This is a genomic window from Knoellia altitudinis, assembly GCF_042666355.1.
Taxonomy (GTDB): Bacteria; Actinomycetota; Actinomycetes; order Actinomycetales; family Dermatophilaceae; genus Knoellia; species Knoellia altitudinis.
Map to the genome: position 1 here is coordinate 2,491,159 of NZ_JBHTDK010000001.1, position 23,099 is coordinate 2,514,257.

A 23,099-nucleotide genomic window follows, 5' to 3' on the forward strand; every position below is an offset into this window, starting at 1 on the left:
GCCGGCCCCTGCCCTGCACGTGCCGACCGGAGCGGGTCACCAGAACTTGCTAGTAAAGACAAGTAGTGCTTGACTTTCCAATGTGAAGCTCACCCCGCAGGAACAGACGATCCTGCGCCTGCTCCGTGCCGACCCGCTGCTCGATGCCGCGCGACTGGCCGAGCGGCTCGGCACGACGAAGGCCGCGGTCTCGGTCGCCCTCTCCAACCTCACCCGCAAAGGCGCGATCCTCGGGCGCGGCTACCTCGTGCGGGGTGACGCTGCGGTCGTCGTCGTCGGTGGCGCCGTCATGGACGTCAAGGCCCGCTCCGGCTCGGCGCTCGACCCGGCGACGAGCAACCCGGGCCACATCACCACCCACCCGGGAGGCGTCGGCCGCAACATCGCCGAGAACCTCGCCCGCCTCGGCACCCCCACCCACCTCGTCGCGGCGGTCGGGAGCGACGCCTTCGGCGACGAGCTCCTGGCGCACACGAGAAGCGCCGGGGTGCAGCTGGACCACGTCGTCGTGGGCGTCCGGCCCACCGGCACCTATCTCGCCGTGCTCGACCACGACGGGGACCTCTCCGTCGCTGTCTCGGACATGAGCGCAACCGACTCCCTCACCGTCGCCGACATCGAGCCGGCGCGCTCACTCATCCAGCACTGCGACCTGCTCGTCGTCGACGGCAACATCCCGATCGAGGTCGCGACCTGGCTGTGCGACGTCGCGCGGCTCGGCGACGTGCCTGTGGTCATCGAGCCCGTGTCGGTGGTCAAGGCCCGTCGGCTGCGACCCCTGCTCGACGCCGGCCGTCCGATCCTCGCGGTGACCCCCAACATCGCCGAGCTCGCAGCCCTCGTCGGGCATGACGTCGCGGACACCGTCGCGGACATCCGTCGCGCCACCGCCGAGCTGCACGGGCGCGGAGTCCAGCACGTGTGGGTCCGGCGCGGTGCTCGCGGCAGCCTCCTCTCGACGGCCGCGACCGACCCGGCCGACCCCGCCGGTCGCCCTCAGGTCACGACCGACACCCGGGTCAGCGGCGAGGTGGTCGAGGTCACCGGCGCAGGTGACTCGATGACCGCCGGCTTCGTCCACGCACTCCTCCGTGACGACGACCCCGTCGCCGCAGCAGCCTTCGGCCAGGCCACCGCTGCCCTGACCACCGAGTCGGGGCACACCGTGCGCCCCGACCTCACCCACGCGCTCGTGACCGGGCGCCTCACCTCCCAGCAAGGAAACCCATGACCCCGAGCACGTCCGCCCACCCCCACCCCGCGCTCGCGCTCGCGCCCGAGGTGGCCGAGGCCCTCGCCGCCGGCCGTCCCGTCGTGGCGCTGGAATCGACGATCATCAGCCACGGCATGCCCTACCCGCGCAACGTCGAGATGGCCCGCGAGGTCGAGCAGATCGTCCGTGAGGGAGGCGCGACCCCCGCGACGATCGCGATCCTCGACGGCGTCGCGCGCATCGGCCTCTCGGCTGACGAGCTCGAGCTGCTCGCCACCCACGAGGACGTCGCCAAGGTGAGCATCCGCGACCTCCCGCACGTCATGGCGACCAGGCGACACGGTGCGACGACCGTCGCCAGCACGATGCGCCTGGCCGCGCTCGCCGGCATCCGCGTCTTCGTCACCGGTGGGCTCGGGGGAGTGCACCGCGGCGCCGAGGACTCGATGGACGTCTCCGCCGACCTCACCGAGCTCAGCCTGACCGATGTCGCCGTCGTCTCGGCCGGGGTGAAGTCGATCCTCGACATCGGGCGCACCCTGGAGGTCCTCGAGACCCTGGGCGTGCCGGTCGTGACCTTCGGCTCCGACGAGTTCCCGTCCTTCTACTCACGCTCCTCGGGCTTCTCGGCCCCGATGCGCTCCGACACGGTGGAGGAGCTCGCCGAGATGATGCGGGTCAAGTGGGATCTCGGGCTGGCCGGTGGCATCGCCGTGACCAACCCGGTCCCCGCCGAGGACGAGATGGCGCCGGAGGCGATCTCTGCACTCATCGACCGGGCCGTCGCCGAGTGCGGCGAGAGGGGCATCACCGGCAAGGACATCACCCCCTTCCTCCTCGGGCGGATCGTCGAGCTCTCCGACGGCGCGAGCCTGGAGACCAACATCGCGCTCGTGCGCAGCAACGCCCGCCTCGGCGCCGCCCTGGCCGGGGCCTACGCGGCAGTGGCGCCGGTCAGCTGAACCGAGCCACCCGGCATACCCCACGTGGCTTTCTCTCGGGACGACCAGTCCGCGACGAGACGTCCAGCCGGAGCTGGTCGTCTCGTCAGGACGTGCTCGTCTCGCGGGCAGACCAGCCGGGTATGCCGGCATGCGGGTCGGTCGGACGGGTGACCGGTGAGATTGGCTAGGCTCAAGGCGATCCCCATCTTCCCCACCCCAGGAGCATCAGTGGCCAGCATCGACGCCGTCGGAGCACGCGAGATCCTCGACTCGCGAGGCAACCCCACCGTCGAGGTCGAGGTCGCCCTCGACGACGGCACCATCGCCCGCGCAGCGGTCCCCAGCGGCGCCTCGACCGGCGCCTTCGAGGCAGCCGAGCGCCGGGACGGTGACAAGAACCGCTACGGCGGCAAGGGCGTCGAGAAGGCGGTCGACGCCGTCATCGACGACCTCGGCCCCAAGCTCCTCGGCTTCGAGGCCCACGACCAGCGCCTCATCGACGCCGAGATGATCGCCATCGACGGGACCAAGAACAAGGAGAGCATCGGCGCCAACGCGATCCTCGGGGTGAGCCTGGCCGTGGCCAAGGCCGCCGCCGAGTCCGCCGGACTGCCGCTGTTCCGCTACCTCGGTGGCCCCAACGCGCGCGTCCTGCCCGTGCCGATGCTCAACATCCTCAACGGTGGCTCCCACGCCGACTCCAACGTCGACATCCAGGAGTTCATGATCGCGCCGATCGGCGCCGAGACCTTCCGCGAGGCCCTGCGCTGGGGCACCGAGGTCTACCACGCGCTCAAGGCCGTGCTCAAGGAGAAGGGCTTGGCCACCGGCCTCGGTGACGAGGGTGGCTTCGCCCCCAACCTGGACAGCAACCGCGCCGCGCTCGACCTCATCCTCGAGGCGATCGAGCGGGCCGGCTACAAGGCGGGCGAGGAGATCGCGCTCGCCCTCGACGTCGCCGCCAGCGAGTTCTTCGACGAGGCCGATGGCGGGACCTACGCCTTCGAGGGCGGCCAGAAGACCGCGGCCGAGATGGTCGACTACTACGCCGAGCTCGTCGACGCCTACCCGCTCGTCTCCATCGAGGACCCGCTCAACGAGGACGACTGGGACGGCTGGAAGGCCATGACCGACCGCCTCGGCACCAGGGTCCAGCTCGTCGGCGACGACCTCTTCGTCACCAACCCCGAGCGCCTCGCCCGCGGCATCGCGACCGGCACGGCCAACTCGTTGCTCGTCAAGGTCAACCAGATCGGCACCCTCACCGAGACCCTCGACGCGGTCGAGATGGCTCAGCGAGCAGGCTTCCGCTGCATGATGAGCCACCGCTCGGGTGAGACCGAGGACACGACAATCGCCGACCTCGCCGTCGCGACGAACTGTGGCCAGATCAAGACGGGTGCGCCTGCCCGCTCCGAGCGCGTCGCCAAGTACAACCAGCTCCTGCGCATCGAGGAGGAGCTCGACGACGCCGCGGAGTATGCCGGAGCTGCCGCGTTCCCGCGCTTCGCCGTCGGCAACCAGGCCTGAGGGGTCACCCGATGGCGCGTGGCAGCAGTCGAGGACCGGGGTCGTCACCACGACGCCCGGCTTCCTCTCGGCCGTCGCCGCGCGCCCGGGCCCCGCGGGGAGCGGCCCTCGGCAACATGGCGGCGCAGACGACCAACGGCTGGCGTGACCGCCTCAACGCCGCCCGGGCCAACCGTCGAACCGTCCGCCGCGTCGGCATGGGCGTCGTGCTGCTCTTCCTCGTCATCCTCGTCGCGCCCACCCTGCGCGCCTACCTGCAGCAGCAGTCCGACATCAGCTCGCTGCGCGAGCGCGTCGCCGAGCAACAGGCGACCGTCGAGGAGCTGCAGTCGGAGCAGGTGCGGTGGGAGGACCCGGCCTACGTCGAGCAGCAGGCCCGCACCCGGCTCAAGTTCGTCAAGGTCGGCGAGAAGTCCTACACCGTGATCGACCCCAAGGTCGACAAGCGCGACCCGACGGTCGCTCGGGCCGGCGAGAGCGACGACCCCTGGTACGACACGATCTGGTCCTCGATGAAGGCGGCCGACGTGCCCGCCAACCAGCGCCGGTGACGGCGCAGCCAGGGCGCGCACCGGTCGCGCAGGAGGATCTCGACGCCGTCGAGCGCCAGCTCGGACGCATCCCGCGCGGTGTCGTCGAGGTCTCCCATCGGTGCCCCTGCGGTGAGCCCGACGTCCTGCGCACGCTGCCGCGCCTGCCCGACGGCACGCCCTTCCCGACCTCGTTCTACGCCACCTGCCCCAGGCTCACCGGCGCCATCAGCACCCTCGAGTCGCAGGGCGTCATGCGAGAGATGTCCGATCGTCTCGAGCAGGACGACGACCTCGCGGCTCGCTATGCCGCGGCACACGACGACTACCTCACCCGGCGCTCCGAGCTGGGGCAGGTCGACGAGATCGACGGCATCAGCGCAGGCGGCATGCCCACCCGCGTCAAGTGCCTGCACGTCCTCGTCGCGCACTCGCTGAGCGTCGGTCCGGGAGTCAACCCCCTCGGCGACGAGGCCCTCGACCTGCTGCCCGACTGGTGGGCGACCCACCCCTGCCCCGAGCTGGCCGAGGACGACGAGCAGTGACCCGCGTCGGCGCCATCGACTGCGGCACCAACTCGATCCGCCTGCTCATCGCCGACATCGACGATGCCGGTCGCCTCACGGACGTGGTGCGGCGCACCGAGGTGGTCCGGCTCGGTTACGGCGTGGACCGCACCGGTGTCATCGACCCCGTTGCGATGGAGCGCACCCTGCTCCAGACACGCGAGTATGCCGCCCAGTGCCGTGAGCATTCCGTCGAACAGGTGCGGTTCGTCGCCACCTCCGCCTCGCGCGATGCCCGCAACGCGGCCGACTTCGTCTCCGGGGTCGAGAAGGCCTTCGCTGCAGCGGAGTTCGACGTCTCGCCAGAGGTGGTCAGCGGCAACGTCGAGGCCGACCTCTCCTTCACGGGGGCGACCGGTGACCTCGTCGTGGGGCAGGTCCCCGGGCCCTACCTCGTCATCGACCTCGGTGGCGGTTCGACCGAGTTCGTGCGTGGGACGACCGAGGTGGAGGCTGCCCGGTCGGTCGACGTCGGGTGTGTCCGGATCAGCGAGCGACACCTCACGAGCGACCCGTCCACCGATGATGAGGTCGAGGCTGCGACGGCCGACATCAGGGCGGCCATCGACCGCGCCGAGGAGGTCGTGGACCTCTCCGGCATCGCCACCGTCGTCGGCCTGGCCGGCAGCATCACGACGGTGACGGCCCACGCACTGGCACTCACGGCATACGAAGCGGCTCGGATCCACCTCGCACGACTCACGCCGGCAGCGCACCGGGAGTCGGCGCAGAGCCTCCTCCGTGCGACCACCGCGGAGCGCGCAGCGCTCGGCTACATGCATCCCGGCCGGGTCGACGTCATCGGTGCGGGCGCACTCATCTGGCACGAGGTCCTGGGTCGCGTGCTGGAGCGATCGCCGCATGCCGACGTCGTCACGTCCGAGCACGACATCCTCGACGGCATCGCACTCAGCTGCTCGGGCTGACCTCGACGGCAGGCACCGTGTCTGCGGTGTAGGAGCCAAAACCGTTCCACAGCACCGACATGACGATCTCGACGGCCGTGTCGAGGTCGATCTCGGGGTTGCGCAGACGCCAGGCCGCGACCCGCTCGTTGGTGGCGATCATGATCTCGGCCATGGCCTCGCGATGGACCATGGGGTATGCCGCGATCGCCGGGTTGTCGCTGAACCGTTCGGCGATGTCCCGGGCCTGGGCCTGCCGGAGGCTCTCGATGTCCTGCCCGGCCACGACGGCGACCGCGGACTCCTGCATGTAGACCCGGAAGCTCCCCCGGCGCGCCTCGAAGAACTGCATGAACGCGCGCACGCCCGCCCGGAAGTGGGCCTCGACGGGGGAGTGCGGCGGGAGCGCGTCGAGGGCGGCCGCAGTGGAGGACAGCAGGTCCTCGCGGGCGCGGGCGACGACGGCGACGAGGAGGTTCTCCTTGGAGCCGAAGTGGTCGTAGATGACCGGCTTGGTGATGCCGGCCGCAGCGGCGATGGCCTCCATGGTCGTGTCCTGGTAGCCGTGCTGGGCGAAGACCGACTCGGCGACGTCGAGCAGCTGGCGCTCGCGCTCCTCGCGCTTCATGCGTGGCGCCCGCGGGGTGCCCTTGACCGGCCCACGCCGACGCGCGCCGGCGGAGTCCGGGTGGCGCGGGTCCTCCGGAGAGCCAGGACTGGCCGTGGGCGTCATGCGGTGGAGACATCCGATCTGTGCTGCGCGGGTGGCCCCGATCCTACCGGCGCGTCTGCGCCCGTTCGGTGTCTTCGCAGGGATGCCGGCGACGAGTGCGGCCGGCCGACACGCCGGTCCTGTTGCTGACGCGGTAATGCGCAATGCGTAGTAGTGTGCGATGTGCACCACCAGGTCGGTGGTTGCACGAGAGAAGCAGGGGGGTGCCCGCAGCATGGACGCCACACAGCTCGTCAAGGGAGTGCTCGACCTCGCCGTTCTGGCCGTCGTGGCCCGCGAGGACGGCTACGGCTACGACGTCGTTCGACGGCTCCGGGCCGCAGGCCTCGAGGACGTCGGTGACGCGTCGGTCTACGGCACGCTCCGTCGCCTCTACAGCGCGGGGGCGCTCACGTCCTACGTCGTCCCGAGCGACGAGGGCCCTCACCGCAAGTACTACGGGATCAACGCGCAGGGCCGCACCGCCCTCGCGACGCAGGGCAAGACGTGGGCCGCCTTCGCAGGGACGATGGCCGGCCTCCTCGACGAGGCAGGAGTGAAGTCATGAACAGCACGGTGTCGACGGAGGTCCGTGACTACGTGACGCAGGTCCGAGCGGCCCTGGCCGACCTGCCGGTCGAGGACGTCGAGGAGTTCACGACGGGCATGGAGGCCGACCTCGCGGAGAGGTTGGCCGAACCGGGCGAGGGCACGCTGCGCGACCGTCTGGGAGAACCGGATGCGTATGCCGCAGAGCTGCGTTCCGCTGCCGGCCTTCCTCCCCGCGCGAGCGTGGTCGGGCCCAGGAAGCCGGTGGGAGAGCGCCTCGCGAGCTGGTGGTCCAGCGAGAGCGACAAGGCGCTCACGGCGATGCCCTGGCTGAGGGATCTCCGCCCGCTGTGGTGGGCCATCCGTGGCTTCGTCTTGGCCGCGGCCCCGATGTGGCTCATCGGCGGCCCGTCGGTCTTCTACGGTGTGGTCGGCGCGCTCGTCTCGGTCGTCCTCGGCCTGCTCGTGCGCCAGCGCGTGCTCACCGGCGGCTGGATCTCACCGGTTCGGGTCGTCGGCAACATCGCCGCCGTGCTGCTTCTGCCCATCGCGTTCGTCGCGCTGTTCGACCGGGCTCCCATCAGCAACGACGACGCCTACGACGCGGAGGCGCAGGCGTCGTACGGACCCGGCGGCGGTCTGACGAACAGCGGGGAGCCCGTCACCAACGTCTACGCCTACGACCAGACCGGGCGTCGCATCGACAAGGTCCGGCTCCTGGACCAGAACGGGCGCCCGCTCCAGGTGGCCGAGGACTTCATCTACGGGACCGACGACCTCGACGCGTTGGAACGTCTCCGCGACCCGAGGACGGGCGAGATCATGGTCCCGCGCGACGTGTTCCCCCTGCGGTGGGACGCTCGTTCGGGTTGGGAGCCGATGGGTGACTCGGACTGGACGCCGCCACTGGCGATCACGCCCCTGCCCGGTCCGGTGCCGACGGTCGAACCCAGCCCCGACACGACTCCGACTGCGACGCCCGGCGCGAGCGTCGGTCCCTCCCCCACGGCCGCTCCTCAGGCCCCACCGACGTCGCCGAGCTCAGGGGTCTCGGCGACTCCCACCCCGACGCCGAGCTCCAGCGCGTCGAGGTGAACCTCGCGTCCGCAGTCCCGGTCGCAGGGGTGACCGGGACTGCGGACGGGAGCGGGCGGCATACCCACGATGTCCGCGACCCTGGTCGCGAACCCGGCCACGTCTGCGGGCGCCAGCGAGGGCTTAGGGTGAGTTCGCCCCCGTGGCCCAACTGGCAGAGGCAGGCGACTTAAAATCGCTCCCGGTGCGGGTTCAAGTCCCGTCGGGGGCACGATCGTCAGCGGACGAGGTCCGCGCCCGTGCGGCACGATCCATGGCTGTCGCACACCACGTCCGGCGGTCCGTGGCGCAGGGGCGTGCCGGCGAAGATCGCACACCCGGCCAGTGCGAGAACGGTCGCGACTGCGGATGCGCGGGCCACGATCCGGTGGGTTCGCGCGCCGAGCCCGTGCCGCGCCATGAGGCCGCAGGTCATCCCGACCACCGCGCCCGCAGTGTTGACGATGACGTCCGTGATGTCGGTGCGTCCCACCGCCAGGACGTACTGCGCGACCTCGAAGGTCATGCTCGTGGCCGCCGCCGCGAGCATCACCCGCAAGCGAGAGGACTGCGGCCCGAGCAGCGAGAGATACACACCGAAGGGGACGAAGAGCAGCAGGTTCGCCCAGACCTCCCTCGGCTGGCTGGCGCCGTCGCCGTTGCTGGAGACGAAGGGCGTGAGCTTCACGTTGCGGAAGCCGCCACCCACGCTCGGCACCTCGAGCTTCCACATCACGACCCAGGTGAGCAGGACGAGGTAGACGACGAAGAGGGCGGCGAGGAGGCGGCGGCTGGACGTCATCCGCCGAGTCAACGCGGTCCCGTGTTGCCCGGGCGTATACGTCTCTTGATACGCGCACGACAGGTCGCGCAGCCGATCGTTGTGCACAGGAGACCGTGGCGCGGGAACACAGCGGGCCCCAGACACGATTGAATAGGTGAACGACGTGGTGGATCGCCACCGCGCCAGACATACGGAGGACACGATGGCCAGCAACCCGGCCTTCAACCGACTTGAGAAGGACGCCCAGTCCGGTTATGCCGGATTCCAGGGCCAGGGCACCCAGGGGGCCAACCCGGGCAACGTCTCGTACGCGCAGCAGGGCGCCACCGACCAGTGGGGTTCGCAGCAGCAGCTCCAGGACATGTACAACGCGCCCACCGCAGGTCCGACCGACACCGGCCGCGTGACCATGGACGACGTCATCATGAAGACGCTGGGCCTGTTCACCCTCGTCCTCGGCTTCGGCGCCGTCGGGTGGGTCGTCGCCGACCAGAACCCCGGACTCGGCTTCATGCTCCTGATCGGCGGCATGATCGGCACGCTCGTCCTCGGCCTCGTCATCGCCTTCAAGAAGACCCTGAGCGTTCCGCTCATCGTCGGGTATGCCGTCCTCGAAGGTCTCTTCGTCGGTGCGGTCAGCCAGGTCTTCGAGGAGATCTACGAGGGCGTCGTGCCCACGGCGGCGCTGGCCACGGTCGCGACGTTCACCGGCATGTTCCTCGCCTACAAGTTCGGGCTGATCAAGGTCACCGCCAAGTTCCGTCGCATCGTCACGATGATGATCTTCGGCTACGCGATCTTCGCGGTCGTCAACTTCATCTACGCCATGGTCACCGACACGCCGTTCGGCATCGGTGGCGGCGGCCCGCTCGGGATCGGCATCTCGCTCTTCGCCGTCGGCCTGGCCTCGGTCTCGCTCGCCCTCGACTTCGACATGATCGAGCGCGCGATCGCGACGGGAGCCCCGCAGAAGTACAGCTGGCTCCTCGCACACGGCCTCATCGTCACGGTCGTCTGGCTCTACATCGAGTTCCTGCGCCTGTTCGCCCGCATGCGCGAGTGAGACATGAACCGCTTGCCTGAGGACGTCTCTCGGGAGCTCGAGCGCGTGGTCCGCAGATGGCGAGAGCTGTCAGCGGACCACGCGCTCGCTGCGTCCGGGATGGTGCGCGAGCTCGTCGAGGACCTCGCCGCGACGACGGCGGGTCAGCCGGTGCCCGAGCTGGGTCCGATAGTGCTCATCGACCAGCTGCGGGTCCTCGTGTGGGACGCCGCGTCAGCGGGTGTCGTCGACCTCGCCGACCGCCTCGCCGACCTGCGTCGCAGCCTTCCCTGACGCACGCCTGACCGCGAACTCGCCGCCCGTCGCGGCTAGTGCCGCGTCACCGGGCGGTGTCCGCGTCCTCGGGGCTGGCTGAGGCCAGGTCGACGTCGTCCGGCTCGGGCTCGGGGTCGAGCGGGTCCGGCACGGCGTCGGGGCGGCGCCGCAACAGCACCGCCCAGCGACCTCGCGGGCCACGCGACTGACCGCCGACCTCGGTGGGCGACACCTCCGTGCCCGGGTCCTTGACCGCCTGCCCAGCCGCCACGGCCACCGGCCCGACCCCCTCGCCACGACGTGCCTCGGGCGGGCGGTCGGCAGTGTCGTGTCCCCACACACCGAGCGCCGCACACACCGACGGCAGCAGCGCGGCGGCCGCCCGTGCGTAGCCGGCCGGCGAGGGGTGGAACCGGTCCTCGCTGAACATCGTCTTGGGCGAGGCCGCGAACTCCTTGCCGAGGAGGTCACCCAGGGACACCGTGCGACCACCTGCCTCGACGACGGCGATGGTCTGGGCCGCCGCGAGGTCGCGGCTCCACCGGCGAGCCAACAGGCGCAACGGCTGGGCGAGCGGCTCGATGGTGCCCAGGTCGGGACACGTGCCGACGACGACCTCGCTCCCCAGGGCGCGCACCCGCCTCACGGTCACCTCCAGATGACGCACGGCCGTGGCCCGGTCGACGCGGTGCGTGACATCGTTCGCGCCGACCATGATGAGCACGACGTCGGGCAGGGTCACCGACTCGAGCCCGTCGGCGAGCTGGCGCTCGAGGTCGCTCGACTCGGCGCCGACGGCAGCCCGGTTGGTCAGGTGGACGCTGCGGCCCATGAGAGCGCTGACGCCGCCTGCGACGATCGCTCCGACCGTCTGGTGCGGATGGTGCGCGCCCATGCCGGCAGCGCTGGAGTCGCCGATCACGAGGATCTCGATCGGCTCACCGGGACCCGCGCCATAGGTGCCGTTGTCGTCGGGGGAGGAGTCGAAGGGTTTCCCGACCAGTCGGCGGGCGAGCATCGCCTCACCCCGGATGACGCCGTAGCTCACCGCCCCCAGCGCAGCACTCGCCGCGGCCAGGCCGCCACCCCCGTATGCCGCTGTCGCTGCGATCTTGCGTGCCCGTCGTGCGCGTCCCATGACTGCCTCAAGCCTCCTCGTTCGTCCGTCCACGCTAACGCGAGGCACGGACGTGTGTGTTCCCGTCCGGCATACCGGCACTGAGCGGGGCGTTCGGGCTCGGGTGCGAGAGATGGGAGAATGGGCCCATGAAGTATGCCGAGCACATCGCCGACCTCGTGGGCAACACCCCGCTCGTGAAGCTGAACTCCGTCACTGACGGGATCGCCGCGACCGTCCTGGCCAAGGTCGAGTACATGAATCCGGGCGGATCCGTGAAGGACCGCATCGCCCTCAAGATGGTCGAGGCCGCCGAGGAGTCCGGCGCGCTCAAGCCGGGCGGCACCATCGTCGAGCCGACGAGCGGCAACACCGGGGTGGGCCTGGCCCTGGTCGCCCAGCGCAAGGGCTACAAGTGCATCTTCGTGTGCCCCGACAAGGTGGGCGAGGACAAGCGCAACGTCCTCAAGGCCTATGGCGCCGAGGTCGTCGTGTGCCCCACCGCCGTCTCCCCGGACCACCCTGACTCCTACTACTCGACCTCCGACCGGATCGTGCGCGAGACCGAGGGGGCGTGGAAGCCGGACCAGTACTCCAACCCCATGGGTCCCGCCTCCCACTACGAGACCACCGGCCCCGAGATCTGGAGCGACACCGACGGTGAGCTCACGCACTTCGTCACGGGCATCGGCACCGGCGGCACGATCACCGGCACCGGTCGCTACCTGCGTGAGCAGAGCAAGACCCGCGAGGGCGGTCGCGTGCAGATCGTCGGCGCCGACCCGGAGGGCTCGGTCTACTCCGGCGGCTCCGGCCGCCCCTACCTCGTCGAGGGTGTCGGTGAGGACTTCTGGCCGAGCGCCTACGACCCCGAGGTGGTCGACCGCATCGTGGCCGTGTCCGACGCCGACTCCTTCGCCATGACCCGTCGCCTCGCCCGCGAGGAGGGCCTGCTCGTCGGTGGCTCGTGCGGCATGGCGGTCGTCGCGGCCCTCGAGGTCGCCAAGGACCTGCCTGCCGAGGCCGTCGTCGTCGTCCTCCTGCCCGACTCCGGTCGCGGCTACATGGCGAAGATCTTCAGCGACGACTGGATGAGCTCCTACGGCTTCATGCACTCGGGCGGCGGGACCACGGTCGGCAGCATCCTGCGCACCAAGACCGGTGAGCTGCCCGCGCTCGTGCACACCCACCCGAACGAGACCATCCGCGACGCCATCGAGATCCTGCGCGAGTACGGCGTCTCGCAGATGCCCGTCGTCAAGGCCGAGCCGCCGGTCATGACCGGCGAGGTCGCAGGCTCGGTGAGTGAGCGCGAGCTGCTCGAGCTGCTCTTCGTCGGCAAGGCGACGCTGCACGACTCGGTCGAGAAGCACATGGGCGCGGGTCTGCCGCTCGTCGGCGCGGGGGAGCCGGTCGCCACGGCGCGGCACGAGCTCGAGACGGCCGACGCCGTGCTCGTCATCGAGGACGGCAAGCCAGTCGGCGTCCTCACCCGGGCCGACCTGCTGGGTCACCTCGTCGACTAGGCCCCCTGCGATGACCCGACGCTGACGCACCGCGGATGTCGGGGATCGGGGGTCACGCACCTCCGGGTCGACCCTGACCTCCGACACTCGGGCTGAGGGACGCCGACTGGTGGCCCGGCCCACCCAGCGAGAGCAGGAACACATCCGCAGGCGTCGCCAGCATTGCGGGCGTGTCCCTACTCTCGAGTAGTGACTGCCTATCCGCACCTGCTCGCGCCGATCGACCTCGGCCACGTGACCCTGCCCAACCGGGTGGTGATGGGGTCGATGCACACCGGTCTCGAGGACCGCGCGCGGAACTTCCCCAAGCTGGCGGCGTTCTTCGCGGAGCGGGCCCGTGGTGGTGCGTCGCTGATCATCACCGGTGGGTTCGCGCCCAACATCGAGGGCACGCTGCTCCCGCTGGCGTCCAAGCTGACGACGACGCGTGAGGCGCGCCAGCACCGCGTCATCACCGACGCGGTGCACGCCGAGGGCGGTCGGGTCGCCCTCCAGCTGCTGCACGCTGGTCGCTACGCCTACACGCCGTGGTGCGTCGCGCCGTCGGCGATCAAGAGCCCGATCTCGAAGTTCCGACCACGTGCCCTGTCGGCGAGAGGGGTCGAGCGGACGATCGACGCGTTCGTGCGGTCGGCCCGGTTGGCGCGAGAGGCGGGATACGACGGGGTCGAGGTCATGGGCTCCGAGGGCTACCTCATCAACCAGTTCCTCGCACCGCGCACCAACAGGCGCACCGACGCCTGGGGTGGGACCCCCGAGAAGCGTCGCCGCTTCGCAGTGGAGATCGTGCGTCGGATCCGCGAGGAGGTCGGTTCGGACTTCCTCGTCGTCTACCGCATCTCGGCCATCGACCTCGTGCCCGACGGCCAGACGTGGGACGAGGTCGCGGCGCTGGCGCGTGAGGTCGAGTCTGCGGGGGCCACGGTGCTCAACCTCGGCATCGGCTGGCACGAGGCTCGCGTCCCGACGATCGTCACCTCCGTGCCCCGCGCCGCCTTTGCGTCGTATGCCGCCCGCCTCAAGTCCGAGACGTCGCTGCCGGTCATCGCCACGAACCGGATCAACATGCCCGAGGTGGCCGAGGGGATCCTCGGCGCCGGGGACGCCGACCTGGTGTCGTTGGCGCGGCCCTTCCTCGCCGACCCCGGGTGGGTGCGCAAGGCCGCCGAGTCGCGCACCGACGAGATCAACACCTGCATCGCCTGCAACCAGGCGTGCCTCGACCACACGTTCAGGAAGAAGCGGGCCACGTGCCTGCTCAACCCGCGCGCTGTGTACGAGACCGAGCTCGTGCTGGGTCCGACGCGGGCTTCTCGCCGGGTGGCGGTCGTGGGCGCCGGTCCGGCTGGTCTGGCGTGCGCCACCGCGCTGGCAGAGCGTGGGCACCGCGTCGAGCTGTTCGAGGCGCGCGACGACATCGGTGGGCAGTTCGCCATCGCCCAGCGCATCCCCGGCAAGGAGGAGTTCGCCGAGTCGATCCGCTACTTCCGACGCCGCATCGAGGTGACCGGGGTCCAGCTGCACCTGGGGCGGACGGTGACGGCTGACGAGCTCCGCGAGGGCGGCTTCGACGAGGTCGTCGTGGCGACGGGCGTGGTCCCTCGTGTGCCGTCCATCCCGGGTGTGGACCATCCGTCCGTCATGACCTATGCAGAGCTGGTGCGTGGTGAGCGGGTCGCGGGGCCCCGGGTGGCGGTCATCGGTGCCGGAGGGATCGGGGTCGACGTCAGCGAGTTCCTCACGGCGCAGCCGTCGGCGACGCTGGACCTGGCGCTGTGGCGCGCCGAGTGGGGCGTGGGTGACCCGGCCGTGTCGCGCGGTGGGCTCGCGACCGCCGTCGTCGAGACGCCGAAGCACGAGGTGATCCTGCTGCAGCGCAAGGCTTCTGGCATCGGCAAAGGGCTCGGCAAGACGACTGGCTGGGTGCACCGGGCCGCGCTCAGGGCCAAGGGTGTCGAGCAGGTGACCGGGGTGTTCTACGACCGGATCGACGACGAGGGGCTGCACGTGTCCTTCGGTGACGGCGAGGGGGCCGCGGCGCCGCGCGTCATCGAGGTCGACAGTGTCGTGCTCTGCGCCGGCCAGGAGTCGGTCAGGACGCTGGCCGACGAGATGGGGGACAGCGGCATACCCGTCCATGTCATCGGCGGAGCCGATGTCGCCGCCGAGGTCGATGCCAAGCGCGCCATCCGCCAGGGCACCGAGCTCGCCGCCCGGATCTGAGCCCGGTGATCTGGGGGGCGCTCGGCCCCGTCACGCACCCGCACCGTGGCACTCTGTGAGGCATGACCGGATGGTGGTGGCTCGTCGTCGTTCTTGCCGTGCTCGGGGTGCTGCTGCTCGCCGTGGGCTTCCTGCGGATGCGGAGCGCACGACCGACGGCTGAGATCAGGGGCGGCTTCGGCGGCCCGGCCGGCAGCTCCGACATCGGCGGTCACCCCGGGTTCGACGCGCCGGGCCCGCGCGATCACTGGAAGGTCGGCGCCCCACTGCGCATCGCCGGCTTCGCCTGCCTCGCGACCGCAGCCGTCGTCGGCATCGTCCTCACGATCGCCCGGGCCGCCTGACCCCCGCAGCCCACGTCACGGGCACGGATCCGGCGCCATGGCGCGGATTGTTCCGCGCCCTGACACCGGATGTGCGTCATGCCTCCGGCACGGCGAGCCCTCGGGCGCGCGAGCCGGACCCTGAGTGCCTCAGGCGGGCGGGAGGACGTCGGTCTGCGCCGGGAGGTTCGCGACGCCGATCGGGCAGGTCAGCCCGTTGGGGCCGTGGTTGCAGTAGCCGTTCGGGTTCTTGTGGAGGTACTGCTGGTGGTAGTCCTCGGCGTACCAGAACTCGCCGACGTCCTGGGCCGGCGCGAGCTGAGTCGTGATCGACCCGGCGTTGACGCGGGTCAGCTCACCCTGGAACGCCTCGCGGGTCGCCTTCGCTGCGGCCTCCTGCTCGGGCGTTGTCCAGAAGATCGCGGAGCGGTATGCCGTGCCGACGTCGTTGCCCTGCCGGTTGCCCTGGGTCGGGTCGTGGTTCTCCCAGAAGGCCTTGAGGAGCAGCTCGGGCGTGGTCTGCGTCGGGTCGTAGGCGACGAGGACGGCCTCGGCATGACCGGTGCGGCCGGTGCAGGTCTCCTCGTAGGTCGGGTTCGGCGTGAAGCCACCGATGTAGCCCGCGGCCGTCGTCACGACACCGGGCAGCTGCCAGAAGATGCGCTCGGCGCCCCAGAAGCAGCCCATCGCGACGTAGAGGACCTCGGTGCCGTCAGGCCACGGGCCCTCGAGCGGCGTGCCGAGCACCTCGTGGGTCGTCGGCACGGTGAACGGGCGAGTCTCCCGACCGGGCAGGGCGTCGGGGGCGGTGGGCATGGTGGTCTTGGCGCGCGAACCGAACATGGAGCTCTCCTGGGAGGTGCGACAAAGAGGGGTCTGTGGAGTTCAACGTCTGGGCGTTCCCATTCTTCCCCGCCTCCTGCCCCCGGGCGGTCGGAGCGCTCCCCATGCGAAGCACCCGGGCACCCGGGGCGATGATGGGGCTGTGAGCGAACAGCTGAGTGTCGTCAGCGCGATCCACATCGCACCCGGGTCGCGACTGCCGGTCAAGGAGGTCGCGACCGTCGAGGCAGAGGAGGGGCGCGGGCTCGTCGGCGACCGCTACCACGGCACCCGCCACCGCCATGTCTCCGTGCAGGCAGCCGGCGACGTCGCCGCAGCGAGCGAGGCGCTGGGCGCCGACATCAGCCCGGGCGCGACGCGCCGCAACCTGACGCTCACGCCCGGTCCGGTGCCGACCCGCCCGGGCCAGCGGTTCCGCGTCGGCACGGTCGAGCTGCAGGTCGTCCGTCCGGCGGCGCCGTGCCGGCTGCTCGACGACTGGATCGCCCCCGGCGCGATGAGGGCCCTGCACGGTCGGGGCGGGGCGGTCTGCCGACTGCTGAGCAGCGGGAGCATCAGTGTCGGCGACCGCCTCGAGGTCCTCGACTGAAGACCCGGCGGCCGACGAGGGTCGGGACCACGCGGCATACCCTGTCGTCATGACTGATGCACCCCTCGGCTTCTCCACCCGCGCCCTCCATGCCGGGCAGGATCCCGACCCCACGACGGGTGCGGTCGTCACCCCGATCTACCAGACGTCGACCTACAAGCAGGACGGCATCGGGGGCTTCCGCAACGGGTACGAGTACAGCCGCTCCGCCAACCCCACCCGCACCGCGCTCGAGACCGGGTTCGCCGCGCTGGAGGGTGGTGAGCGCGGGTTCGCGTTCGCCTCCGGCCTCGCCGCCGAGGACACCGTGCTGCGCGCGCTCCTCAGCCCGGGCGACCACGTCGTCGTGCCCTCGGACGCCTACGGCGGCACCTACCGCCTCTTCAACAAGGTCCTCACGCACTGGGGCGTCGAGCACACCATCGCCGCGATCGCCGACAACGACGCCGTGCGGGCCGCGATCCAGCCGGGGAAGACCCGCATCGTCTGGGTCGAGACTCCGACCAACCCCATGCTCGGCATCGCCGACATCTCCGCCCTCGCCGAGATCGCCCACGAGGCCGGGGCCCTGCTCGTCGTCGACAACACCTTCGCCTCGCCCTACCTCCAGCAGCCGCTCGCCGACGGCGCCGACCTCGTCCTGCACTCGACGACGAAGTACTGCGGCGGTCACTCGGACGTCGTCGGCGGTGCCGTCGTCGTCGGGCACGGCGTCACGGTGCCGTGGTTCGACGACGAGCCGGCGAGCGACCGCGTGGCGTTCCACCAGAACTCGATGGGCGCCATCGCCGGCCCGTTCGACTCGTGGGTCGTCCAGCGTGGCCTCAAGACCCTGGCCATCCGTATGGAGCGGCACTGCGACAACGCCGAGAAGGTCGTGGACTTCCTCCAGAACCACGACGGCGTCACGGCGGTGCACTACCCGGGCCTGCCCGAGCACCCGGGCCACGAGGTCGCCAAGCGTCAGATGAAGCGCTTCGGTGGCATGGTCGCCTTTCGCGTCAAGGGCGGTGAGGACGTCGCCGTCAAGGTGTGCGCCGAGACGACGATCTGGACCCTCGGTGAGTCCCTCGGAGGCGTCGAGTCCCTCATCGAGCACCCCGGCCGCATGACCCACGCGTCCGTCGCGGGCACCGAGCTCGAGGTCCCGAGCGACCTCATCCGGCTCTCCGTCGGCATCGAGGACGTCGAGGACCTCATCGCCGATCTCAAGCAGGCCCTCGACCGCCTCACCTGACGTGCCGCTCGTCCTCTGCGTCGACGTCGGGTCGACCTTCACCAAGGCCGTGCTCGTCGACGTGTCGACCGGTGCGCTCGCAGGCGCCGCGTCCTCACCGACGACGGTGGGGACCGATGTCATGGACGGAGTCGATGCCGTATGCGGTGAGCTCGCCACCCAGGGTCCCGTCACCGAGACGCTCGTGTGCTCGTCCGCAGGCGGTGGGCTGCGCATCGCCGTGGTGGGTTACGAGCGCGAGGTGACGGCGGAGGCCGGGCACCGGGTTGCCCTGTCGGCGGGTGGTCGGGTCGTGCACGTGTCATCGGGGCCGCTCACCGGCGATGGGGTGCGCCAGCTGCGTGCCGCCGCTCCCGACCTCGTCCTGCTCGTCGGCGGCACGGACGGTGGGAACGCAGATGTGCTGCGGCACAATGCAGCTCGCCTGGCGAACGCCCGCGTGACGATGCCGGTCGTCGTGGCCGGCAACGCCGACGTGGCCGAGGAGGTGTCGGCCGAACTGACGCGCACCGGCCGTCGCCACACCGTCACGAGCAACGTCCTGCCGCGGATCGGCGTCATCGCCCCGGGTGACGCGCGCGGTGCCATCCGGGCCGCCTTCCTCGAGCACGTCATCGGCGGCAAGGGCCTGTCGCGCGGCCGTGGCTTCACCGAGCTCGTGCGTGCGGCCACGCCCGACGCCGTCCTCCAGGGGGTCGAGCTGCTCGCCGACGTGCGCGGCGAGGACGTCCTGGTCATCGACATCGGTGGGGCGACCACCGACGTCTACTCGGTGCTCCGGCCCCAGGGGGAGGACGCCGAGATCGAGCGCGACGTCGCCGGTTCGCTGTGGCACGAACGCACCGTCGAGGCCGACCTCGGCATGCGCTGGAACGCCGTCGGCATCGTCGAGGCGGCCGAGCGCGAGCACCTTGCGCTGTCGCCCGAGACCGCGGCGTATGCCGCACGCGTCACCGCCGCGACCGGTCACCGGGCCTCGACGCCGGAGGAGTGGGAGCACGAGACCGGGCTGGCCCGGGTCGCTGCGGTCGTGGCTGCGCGTCGGCACGGCCGTTCGCGCGTCTCCGGTGACCGGCCACGACCACTCGCCGACGTCGGGTTGGTCCTCGGCTCGGGCGGCGTGCTGCGCCATGGTCCGGACGCGTTGGCCGGTGGCGTGCTCGGCGCGGTCGTGAGCGACCACGCCGGCGGGTGGACGGTGCCCGCCGCGGCGACGCAAGGCGTCGACACGGCATACGTGCTCTTCGCCTGCGGTCTGCTCGCGGACCCGCACCCGGAGGCCGCGCGCGCCCTCGCCCTGACCATCTCCTGAGGAGCAGGTCCGGAAAAGGGGTGGGCGGTGTCGGTGGTCCGTCATACGCTCGAAGGCATGAGTGAAGACGCCGCTCCTGTTCGACCCATCCTCGACCTCATCGTCCTCGACTGCCCCGACGCCCTCGAGCTCGCCCGCTTCTATGGCGAGGTCCTCGGCTGGGGGCTCGAGGAGGAGTCCGACCGTGACTGGGCCACCCTCGAGCCGCCCGGCGGCGTGGTCGCCCCTGACCGTCCCGACGGACGCACCACGCTGGCGTTCCAGCGGATCGACGACTGGGTGCCGCCGACGTGGCCCGGAGGCGCGCATCCGCAGCAGTTCCACATCGACCTCGCCGTGCCCGCGATCGCGGAGGCCGAGCCCGCGGTGCTGGCGGCAGGGGCGACAGTCCACGAGCACCAGCCGAGCGAGGACGGCGGCTTCAAGGTCTACCTCGACCCGGCCGGTCACCCGTTCTGCCTCTGCGGCGGGATGAGCTCATGATCGAGCACGTCATCGAGGCCGAGAACCTCGTCAAGAAGTTCGGGAGCTTCACCGCCGTCGACGACGTCAGCTTCGCGGTGCCCAAGGGGTCGGTCTTCGGCCTTCTCGGGCCCAACGGCGCAGGCAAGACGACGACGGTGCGGATGATGACCACGTTGGCGAACCCCACGAGCGGGTCGGCCCGGGTCGCCGGCCATGACGTCGTGACGGAGCCTGCTGCCGTGCGGGCGTCGATGGGTCTCACCGCGCAGAGCGCCACCGTCGACGACCTGCTCACCGGTCGGGAGAACCTCCGGCTCATCGGGGACCTCTACGGGCTGGACCGACGGTTCGTGCGCAAACGCTCCGACGAGCTGCTCGAGCAGTTCTCGCTCACCGATGCCGGCGACAAGGTCGTCAAGGACTACTCGGGCGGCATGCGGCGACGCATCGACCTCGCAGTGAGCCTCATCGCGCACCCGCCGGTCCTCTTCCTCGACGAGCCGACCACCGGGCTCGACCCACGAAGTCGGGTGGAGCTGTGGGACGTCCTGCGCGACCTCGTGCGAGACGGCACGACTCTGCTGCTCACGACCCAGTACCTCGACGAGGCCGACCAGCTCGCCGACGACATCGTCGTCATCGACAAGGGCAGGATCATCGCCCAAGGCACGCCGCTGGAGCTCAAGAACCAGTCCGGCGCCGCCAGCCTCGTCGTGACGGTGTCGCGCCACGACGAGGTCCACCAGGCGGCCGAGCTGCTCCGCGGAGTCGTCGGTGACGTCCACGTCGACGCCGACGCGCGCAAGCTCACGGCACCGGGTGGGGACGTCGGCGCCCTCACCCGCATCGCGGCCCAGCTCGATGAGGCCGGCATCGAGGTCGACGACCTCGGTATGCAGCGACCCAGTCTCGACGACGTGTTCCTCGCCCTCACCGGACACAAGGCAGAAGAGACCAGCAACCAGGAAGAGGTGTCGGCATGAGCGCCGCCACGGAAGCCGCGGTCCTCGACCGCACCGTGCCACGACCCAGTGGTGCAAGCCAGCTCCGCCAGATCATGACCTTGGTCCGGCGCAACCTCACCCACATCAAGCGCCAGCCCGAGATGCTCACCGACGTGACGATCCAGCCGATCATGTTCGTGCTGCTCTTCGCCTACGTCTTCGGTGGGTCCATCAACGTCCAGGGAGGGGACTACAAGCCGTGGCTCCTACCCGGGATCATGGCCCAGACGATCGCGTTCAGCGCGTTCATCGTCGCCATCGGGCTCAACACCGACATCGGCAAGGGCATGGTCGACCGGCTGCGGTCGCTGCCGATCCAGCGCTCCTCGATCCTCGTCTCGAGGTCGATCGCCGCCCTCATCCACTCGAGCATCGGTGTCGCCGTCATGTCGGTGACCGGTCTGTTCATCGGGTGGCGGATCCATGAGGGGGTCCTCAAGGGCCTGCTCAGCTACGGTCTGCTCCTGCTCTTCGGCTTCGCCATGATCTGGGTCGGCATCCTCGTCGGCTCGGCGATGCGCTCGGTCGAGGCGGTCAACGGGTTGATGTTCACGACGATCTTCCCGATCACCTTCCTCTCCAACGCCTTCGCCCCCACCGAGACCATGCCTTCGTGGCTGCGCACCATCGCCGAGTGGAACCCGATCTCCTCCCTCACCCAGGCCATGCGCGACAACTGGGGGGTCGGCGGGTCGGTGCGCGCCGACGCGCCCTGGTCCCTCCAGAACCCGGAGCTCGCCACGATCATCTGGTCGCTCGCGATCACCGCGATCATCGCTCCGTTGGCCGTGCGGGCGTTCAACAAGCGCACGACCGACTGAGACCACGTCCCACCGCCAGCCACCCACGGTCCGGTCGCTCCCAGCCGTCCCGTGCTCTCGGTGAGCGCTGTGCACTGCTGCGCCCCACCGAGGCAGTGCACGGCATGGGTGTGCACTGCTGCGCCCCACCGAGGCAGTGCACAGCGGGGGTGTGCACTGCTGCGCCCCACCGAGGCAGTGCACAGCGTGGGTGTGCACTGCTGCGCCCCACGGCAGCAATGCACACGGGCGCGGCCAGGCGATGGGGCAAGGGTCGATACCCTCGCGCCATGACACCCACATCGTCGTCGGTGACGGTGGCCGAGATCCGCGCCGCCGCTGACCTGCTCTCCACCGTCATTGCTCCGACACCCATGGAGTTCAACCGCGGCCTGTCGCAGCGAGTCGGCGCCGACGTCTTCCTCAAGTGCGAGAACCTCCAACGGGCCGGGTCCTTTAAGATCCGCGGCGCCTACAACCGGATGTTCCACCTCACCGAGGCCGAGAAGGCCCGTGGTGTCGTCGCAGCGAGCGCCGGCAACCATGCGCAGGGGGTTGCCCTCGCCGGACAGATGCTCGGCATCGCGGTCAAGGTCTACATGCCCGTGCGGGCTCCCATGCCGAAGGTGCAGGCGACCAAGGCCTACGGCGCCACGATCGAGCAGGTCGGCGAGACCCTCGACGAGAGCCTCGTCCACGCCCGGGCCTGGGCGCTCGAGACGGGAGCCGTGCTCATCCACCCCTTCGACCACGACGACATCGTCGCGGGACAGGGCACCTGCGGACTCGAGATCCTCGAGCAGTGCCCCGACGTCAGGACCATCGTCGTCGGCCTCGGTGGCGGGGGCCTGCTCGCTGGCATCGCCGTGGCCGTGCGCGAGCTCAAGCCTGATGTCCGCATCATCGGCGTCCAGGCCGAGCAGGCCGCGGCATACCCCGCTTCGCTGGCCGCAGGACACCCGCTGGCCGCAGGGAAGATGTCGACCATGGCCGACGGCATCGCCGTCGGGTTGCCGGGCAACGTCACGTTCCCGCTGGTGCGTGACCTCGTCGACAGCGTCGAGACGGTGAGCGAGGGCGGCATGTCCCGGGCGCTGCTCTTCATCCTGGAACGCGCCAAGCTCGTCGTCGAGCCGGCCGGCGCCTCCGCCGTCGGCTGGCTGCTCGAGAGCGCCGGCACGGACGAGATCGAGGGGCCGGTCGTCGCGGTCCTCTCCGGTGGCAACATCGACCCGCTCCTCATGCTGCGCATCATCCGCCACGGGCTCGTCGCCGCCGGTCGGTACCTGCAGTTCTCGGTGCGCGTCCCGGACACCCCGGGCTCGCTGGCCGCGATCCTCGCCGACTGTGCCGGGGTCGACGCCAACATCCTCGAGATCGAGCACATCCGCACCGGGCCGCGGATCAACGTCGACGAGGTCGAGATCGCCCTCCGCCTCGAGACCCGTGGTCCGGAGCACTGCGAGCGCGTCCTCGCGGCGATGCGCGCCAAGGGCTACACCGTCGTGCACGACGGAGTGAACGCCTGAACCCCC

General features: G+C 70.6%; 24 protein-coding genes and 1 tRNA gene. 21 read left to right on the forward strand and 4 right to left on the reverse strand.

The window, feature by feature from the left end; genetic code table 11:
• Nucleotides 1-82: 82 nt before the first annotated feature.
• The 6 genes from ACFQW8_RS11785 to ACFQW8_RS11810 all read left to right on the forward strand — a co-directional run bounded on the left by ACFQW8_RS11785 (nucleotide 83) and on the right by ACFQW8_RS11810 (nucleotide 5,709).
• Entirely contained in the window at nucleotides 83-1,231 is a 1,149-nt protein-coding gene (locus ACFQW8_RS11785; RefSeq protein WP_380087551.1) for a PfkB family carbohydrate kinase, read from the forward strand.
• Nucleotides 1,228-2,175, forward strand: coding sequence for a pseudouridine-5'-phosphate glycosidase (locus ACFQW8_RS11790; RefSeq protein ID WP_380087553.1), 948 nt, complete (start codon nucleotides 1,228-1,230; stop codon nucleotides 2,173-2,175). The genes ACFQW8_RS11785 and ACFQW8_RS11790 overlap by 4 nt, the downstream gene beginning before the upstream one ends.
• Nucleotides 2,176-2,385: 210 nt before the next feature.
• Complete coding sequence (gene eno, locus ACFQW8_RS11795) at nucleotides 2,386-3,687, forward strand: phosphopyruvate hydratase (RefSeq protein WP_380087556.1); 1,302 nt, start codon at nucleotides 2,386-2,388, stop codon at nucleotides 3,685-3,687.
• Between the two features lie 116 nt (nucleotides 3,688-3,803).
• On the forward strand, nucleotides 3,804-4,238 hold the full coding sequence (locus ACFQW8_RS11800; RefSeq protein ID WP_380087558.1) for an FtsB family cell division protein: 435 nt from the start codon (nucleotides 3,804-3,806) through the stop codon (nucleotides 4,236-4,238).
• The gene (locus ACFQW8_RS11805; RefSeq protein ID WP_380087560.1) at nucleotides 4,235-4,762 is read left to right on the forward strand and encodes a DUF501 domain-containing protein; all 528 of its coding nucleotides are present in this window, start codon (nucleotides 4,235-4,237) and stop codon (nucleotides 4,760-4,762) included. Before ACFQW8_RS11800 ends, ACFQW8_RS11805 begins: the two co-directional genes overlap by 4 nt.
• Nucleotides 4,759-5,709: a Ppx/GppA phosphatase family protein gene (locus ACFQW8_RS11810; protein ID WP_380087562.1), complete on the forward strand. Its 951-nt coding sequence runs from the start codon at nucleotides 4,759-4,761 to the stop codon at nucleotides 5,707-5,709. The genes ACFQW8_RS11805 and ACFQW8_RS11810 overlap by 4 nt, the downstream gene beginning before the upstream one ends.
• Here the strand turns inward: ACFQW8_RS11810 and ACFQW8_RS11815 are convergent.
• Complete coding sequence (locus ACFQW8_RS11815) at nucleotides 5,693-6,421, reverse strand: TetR/AcrR family transcriptional regulator (protein WP_380087564.1); 729 nt, start codon at nucleotides 6,419-6,421, stop codon at nucleotides 5,693-5,695. The two genes, ACFQW8_RS11810 and ACFQW8_RS11815, sit on opposite strands and share 17 nt — an antisense overlap.
• A gap of 214 nt (nucleotides 6,422-6,635) precedes the next feature.
• Between ACFQW8_RS11815 and ACFQW8_RS11820 the strand changes: the two genes are divergently transcribed.
• The 3 genes from ACFQW8_RS11820 to ACFQW8_RS11830 all read left to right on the forward strand — a co-directional run bounded on the left by ACFQW8_RS11820 (nucleotide 6,636) and on the right by ACFQW8_RS11830 (nucleotide 8,255).
• Nucleotides 6,636-6,968 (forward strand): PadR family transcriptional regulator, encoded by a 333-nt coding sequence (locus ACFQW8_RS11820; RefSeq protein WP_380087566.1) that lies wholly within the window; start codon nucleotides 6,636-6,638, stop codon nucleotides 6,966-6,968.
• Nucleotides 6,965-8,044, forward strand: coding sequence for an HAAS signaling domain-containing protein (locus ACFQW8_RS11825; protein WP_380087567.1), 1,080 nt, complete (start codon nucleotides 6,965-6,967; stop codon nucleotides 8,042-8,044). The genes ACFQW8_RS11820 and ACFQW8_RS11825 overlap by 4 nt, the downstream gene beginning before the upstream one ends.
• A gap of 136 nt (nucleotides 8,045-8,180) precedes the next feature.
• A tRNA-Leu gene (locus ACFQW8_RS11830) sits at nucleotides 8,181-8,255 on the forward strand.
• Between the two features lie 6 nt (nucleotides 8,256-8,261).
• On the opposite strand, the gene ACFQW8_RS11835 is transcribed toward ACFQW8_RS11830, so the two are convergent.
• Nucleotides 8,262-8,825: a VanZ family protein gene (locus ACFQW8_RS11835; RefSeq protein ID WP_380087568.1), complete on the reverse strand. Its 564-nt coding sequence runs from the start codon at nucleotides 8,823-8,825 to the stop codon at nucleotides 8,262-8,264.
• A 184-nt stretch (nucleotides 8,826-9,009) separates the two neighbouring features.
• On the opposite strand from ACFQW8_RS11835, the gene ACFQW8_RS11840 reads away from it, so the two are divergent.
• Nucleotides 9,010-9,870: a Bax inhibitor-1/YccA family protein gene (locus tag ACFQW8_RS11840; protein WP_380087569.1), complete on the forward strand. Its 861-nt coding sequence runs from the start codon at nucleotides 9,010-9,012 to the stop codon at nucleotides 9,868-9,870.
• Between the two features lie 3 nt (nucleotides 9,871-9,873).
• Complete coding sequence (locus ACFQW8_RS11845) at nucleotides 9,874-10,143, forward strand: hypothetical protein (RefSeq protein WP_380087570.1); 270 nt, start codon at nucleotides 9,874-9,876, stop codon at nucleotides 10,141-10,143.
• A gap of 46 nt (nucleotides 10,144-10,189) precedes the next feature.
• On the opposite strand, the gene ACFQW8_RS11850 is transcribed toward ACFQW8_RS11845, so the two are convergent.
• The gene (locus ACFQW8_RS11850; protein ID WP_380087572.1) at nucleotides 10,190-11,263 is read right to left on the reverse strand and encodes an SGNH/GDSL hydrolase family protein; all 1,074 of its coding nucleotides are present in this window, start codon (nucleotides 11,261-11,263) and stop codon (nucleotides 10,190-10,192) included.
• Between the two features lie 128 nt (nucleotides 11,264-11,391).
• Here ACFQW8_RS11850 and ACFQW8_RS11855 point away from each other — a divergent pair, with 128 nt between their 5' ends.
• The 3 genes from ACFQW8_RS11855 (at nucleotide 11,392) to ACFQW8_RS11865 (ending at nucleotide 15,335) form a co-directional block, all read left to right on the forward strand.
• Nucleotides 11,392-12,768, forward strand: a complete 1,377-nt coding sequence (locus ACFQW8_RS11855) for a cystathionine beta-synthase (protein WP_380087573.1) — start codon at nucleotides 11,392-11,394, stop codon at nucleotides 12,766-12,768.
• Nucleotides 12,769-12,957: 189 nt separating this feature from the next.
• A complete protein-coding gene (locus ACFQW8_RS11860; RefSeq protein WP_380087576.1) occupies nucleotides 12,958-14,991 on the forward strand; it encodes an FAD-dependent oxidoreductase in 2,034 nt (677 codons plus the stop codon).
• Between the two features lie 62 nt (nucleotides 14,992-15,053).
• Nucleotides 15,054-15,335: a hypothetical protein gene (locus ACFQW8_RS11865; RefSeq protein WP_380087578.1), complete on the forward strand. Its 282-nt coding sequence runs from the start codon at nucleotides 15,054-15,056 to the stop codon at nucleotides 15,333-15,335.
• A 129-nt stretch (nucleotides 15,336-15,464) separates the two neighbouring features.
• Here ACFQW8_RS11865 and msrA read toward each other — a convergent pair whose 3' ends face one another.
• Nucleotides 15,465-16,157 carry a peptide-methionine (S)-S-oxide reductase MsrA gene (gene msrA, locus ACFQW8_RS11870; RefSeq protein WP_380087579.1) on the reverse strand — a complete coding sequence of 231 codons (693 nt, stop codon included), beginning with the start codon at nucleotides 16,155-16,157 and terminating at the stop codon, nucleotides 15,465-15,467.
• A gap of 142 nt (nucleotides 16,158-16,299) precedes the next feature.
• On the opposite strand from msrA, the gene ACFQW8_RS11875 reads away from it, so the two are divergent.
• The 7 genes from ACFQW8_RS11875 to ilvA all read left to right on the forward strand — a co-directional run bounded on the left by ACFQW8_RS11875 (nucleotide 16,300) and on the right by ilvA (nucleotide 23,093).
• Nucleotides 16,300-16,746 (forward strand): MOSC domain-containing protein, encoded by a 447-nt coding sequence (locus ACFQW8_RS11875; protein ID WP_380087582.1) that lies wholly within the window; start codon nucleotides 16,300-16,302, stop codon nucleotides 16,744-16,746.
• Nucleotides 16,747-16,795: 49 nt separating this feature from the next.
• A complete protein-coding gene (locus tag ACFQW8_RS11880; RefSeq protein ID WP_380087584.1) occupies nucleotides 16,796-17,983 on the forward strand; it encodes a cystathionine gamma-synthase in 1,188 nt (395 codons plus the stop codon).
• A 1-nt stretch (nucleotide 17,984) separates the two neighbouring features.
• Nucleotides 17,985-19,295: a glutamate mutase L gene (locus ACFQW8_RS11885; RefSeq protein ID WP_380087585.1), complete on the forward strand. Its 1,311-nt coding sequence runs from the start codon at nucleotides 17,985-17,987 to the stop codon at nucleotides 19,293-19,295.
• Nucleotides 19,296-19,352: 57 nt separating this feature from the next.
• Nucleotides 19,353-19,778, forward strand: coding sequence for a VOC family protein (locus ACFQW8_RS11890; RefSeq protein WP_380087587.1), 426 nt, complete (start codon nucleotides 19,353-19,355; stop codon nucleotides 19,776-19,778).
• Nucleotides 19,775-20,743, forward strand: coding sequence for an ATP-binding cassette domain-containing protein (locus ACFQW8_RS11895; RefSeq protein WP_380087590.1), 969 nt, complete (start codon nucleotides 19,775-19,777; stop codon nucleotides 20,741-20,743). Before ACFQW8_RS11890 ends, ACFQW8_RS11895 begins: the two co-directional genes overlap by 4 nt.
• On the forward strand, nucleotides 20,740-21,585 hold the full coding sequence (locus ACFQW8_RS11900; RefSeq protein ID WP_380087591.1) for an ABC transporter permease: 846 nt from the start codon (nucleotides 20,740-20,742) through the stop codon (nucleotides 21,583-21,585). Before ACFQW8_RS11895 ends, ACFQW8_RS11900 begins: the two co-directional genes overlap by 4 nt.
• Nucleotides 21,586-21,854: 269 nt before the next feature.
• Entirely contained in the window at nucleotides 21,855-23,093 is a 1,239-nt protein-coding gene (ilvA, locus tag ACFQW8_RS11905; RefSeq protein ID WP_380087593.1) for a threonine ammonia-lyase, read from the forward strand.
• Nucleotides 23,094-23,099 lie beyond the last annotated feature (6 nt).

What these genes read in the sequence shown, in the direction of transcription:
- ACFQW8_RS11900 (WP_380087591.1), top strand. Translation starts at nt 20,740, where the DNA reads ATGAGCGCCGCCACGGAAGCCGCGGTCCTCGACCGCACCGTGCCACGA.
- msrA (WP_380087579.1), bottom strand. Translation starts at nt 16,157, where the DNA reads ATGTTCGGTTCGCGCGCCAAGACCACCATGCCCACCGCCCCCGACGCC.
- ACFQW8_RS11825 (WP_380087567.1), top strand. Translation starts at nt 6,965, where the DNA reads ATGAACAGCACGGTGTCGACGGAGGTCCGTGACTACGTGACGCAGGTC.
- ACFQW8_RS11845 (WP_380087570.1), top strand. Translation starts at nt 9,874, where the DNA reads ATGAACCGCTTGCCTGAGGACGTCTCTCGGGAGCTCGAGCGCGTGGTC.
- ACFQW8_RS11835 (WP_380087568.1), bottom strand. Translation starts at nt 8,825, where the DNA reads ATGACGTCCAGCCGCCGCCTCCTCGCCGCCCTCTTCGTCGTCTACCTC.
- ACFQW8_RS11800 (WP_380087558.1), top strand. Translation starts at nt 3,804, where the DNA reads ATGGCGGCGCAGACGACCAACGGCTGGCGTGACCGCCTCAACGCCGCC.
- ACFQW8_RS11890 (WP_380087587.1), top strand. Translation starts at nt 19,353, where the DNA reads ATGAGTGAAGACGCCGCTCCTGTTCGACCCATCCTCGACCTCATCGTC.
- ACFQW8_RS11880 (WP_380087584.1), top strand. Translation starts at nt 16,796, where the DNA reads ATGACTGATGCACCCCTCGGCTTCTCCACCCGCGCCCTCCATGCCGGG.
- ACFQW8_RS11840 (WP_380087569.1), top strand. Translation starts at nt 9,010, where the DNA reads ATGGCCAGCAACCCGGCCTTCAACCGACTTGAGAAGGACGCCCAGTCC.
- ACFQW8_RS11820 (WP_380087566.1), top strand. Translation starts at nt 6,636, where the DNA reads ATGGACGCCACACAGCTCGTCAAGGGAGTGCTCGACCTCGCCGTTCTG.
- ACFQW8_RS11865 (WP_380087578.1), top strand. Translation starts at nt 15,054, where the DNA reads ATGACCGGATGGTGGTGGCTCGTCGTCGTTCTTGCCGTGCTCGGGGTG.
- ACFQW8_RS11855 (WP_380087573.1), top strand. Translation starts at nt 11,392, where the DNA reads ATGAAGTATGCCGAGCACATCGCCGACCTCGTGGGCAACACCCCGCTC.
- ACFQW8_RS11895 (WP_380087590.1), top strand. Translation starts at nt 19,775, where the DNA reads ATGATCGAGCACGTCATCGAGGCCGAGAACCTCGTCAAGAAGTTCGGG.
- ACFQW8_RS11790 (WP_380087553.1), top strand. Translation starts at nt 1,228, where the DNA reads ATGACCCCGAGCACGTCCGCCCACCCCCACCCCGCGCTCGCGCTCGCG.
- ACFQW8_RS11850 (WP_380087572.1), bottom strand. Translation starts at nt 11,263, where the DNA reads ATGGGACGCGCACGACGGGCACGCAAGATCGCAGCGACAGCGGCATAC.
- ACFQW8_RS11815 (WP_380087564.1), bottom strand. Translation starts at nt 6,421, where the DNA reads ATGACGCCCACGGCCAGTCCTGGCTCTCCGGAGGACCCGCGCCACCCG.
- ilvA (WP_380087593.1), top strand. Translation starts at nt 21,855, where the DNA reads ATGACACCCACATCGTCGTCGGTGACGGTGGCCGAGATCCGCGCCGCC.